3 protein-coding genes are annotated in these 1,362 nt (G+C 71.7%); all 3 read left to right on the forward strand.

The genetic code is table 11. From position 1 onward, the window contains the following. The coding region (locus tag ABZ135_RS38750; RefSeq protein WP_356703120.1) for a hypothetical protein at positions 1–240 on the forward strand (240 nt) is incomplete at its 5' end. A gap of 44 nt (positions 241–284) precedes the next feature. Beyond that, entirely contained in the window at positions 285–1,088 is an 804-nt protein-coding gene (locus tag ABZ135_RS38755) for a hypothetical protein (RefSeq protein ID WP_356703122.1), read from the forward strand. A gap of 73 nt (positions 1,089–1,161) precedes the next feature. After that, positions 1,162–1,362, forward strand: a 201-nt coding sequence (locus ABZ135_RS38760; RefSeq protein ID WP_356703124.1) for a hypothetical protein, incomplete at its 3' end; no start/stop codon positions are given.

The following is a 1,362-nucleotide window of genomic DNA, read 5'->3' on the forward strand; positions in this document are numbered from 1 at the left end:
TTCACGATCAACGTCGAAGCCCGCGGCAACGGCCAGTGGGCCGTCTCCCGCCACCGCCAGTGCATCGACGCCAACGGCAACTGGTCCTGGGAGTCCATCCCCAGCGAACGCACCGACGAATGGCTCGCCCAACACCGCTTCGACCTGGACACCGCGCTGAACCTCGCCCGGAAGGCAGCGCCCCACCTCGTCGTCAACGGCCACACCGCCATCGACGCCTACCACCGCACCCACGCCTGACCGCGGCCCGGTTCCACCACCACACACGACAGGAGACCCACCCCGTGCAGCACGTAGTCATGTGGTCCGGAGGCATCACGTCCTGGGCCACCGCACGCCACGTCATCGCCGAACACGGCACGGCCAGCGTCACCCTGCTGTTCGCCGATACCCACGCCGAGGACGAGGACCTCCACGTCTTCAATGCCCAGGCGGCCGCGCAGCTCGGCGTCCCCATCACCCGCGTCACCGACCCGGCCGGCCGCGACCCGTGGCAAGTGTTCGAGGACAAGTCCTGGGTCGGCAACACCCGCATCGCCCAGTGCTCCCAGCTCCTGAAGCAGGAACCGTGCCGCCAGTGGCTCGTCGCGAACACCGTCCCCACCGACACCACCGTGTACGTCGGCATCGACTGGACCGAAACCGAGCGCCTGCCCGCCATCGTCCGCGGCTGGGCGCCCTGGACCGTCGACGCCCCGCTCACCCGCCCGCCGTACTTCGACAAGGAGCAGCTCCGCGCCGAGGCCCGCGCGGCCGGCCTGATCGACCCGCGGCTGTACCGGCTCGGCTTCGCCCACAACAACTGCGGCGGCGCCTGCGTGAAGGGCGGCCAGGCGCAGTGGGCCCGGCTCCTGGAGGTGTTCCCCGAGCGGTACGCCAAGGCCGAGCGCTTCGAGGAGCGCATGCGGGTCAAGCTCGGCAAGGACGTTGCCATCCTCCGCGACCGGCGCGGCGGCGAAACGAAGCCGCTCACGCTGGCCACCCTTCGCCGGCGCATCGAGTTCCAGCGTCACGCCCAGCCCAGCCTGCTCGACCTCATCGACACCGACGACTGGGGCGGCTGCGGCTGCTTCACCGACGCCGCCTGAGCACGCAGCAGCCCGGCCCCGAGGCAAGCGGGGCCGGGCCCGCCACCCAGCCTACGACCACCAGGAGCACACCGTGACCGACCAGACCGCCGACCTCCGCGACCGCGCACTCAACCGCGCCCACGCCCTCGCCGAGCAGTGGCAGGGAGACCAGACGCCGATCAGCCGCGCCCAGGCGGCCGAGCTGCTGATGGAGGTCATCCAGCTCAACGGCTGGACCCAGACCGCCGTGCAGCCCGAGCGGCACCTCGCCGTCGCCGGGGTCCGGGACGCC

This window comes from Streptomyces sp. NPDC006339 (assembly GCF_040612775.1).
Lineage (GTDB): Bacteria > Actinomycetota > Actinomycetes > Streptomycetales > Streptomycetaceae > Streptomyces.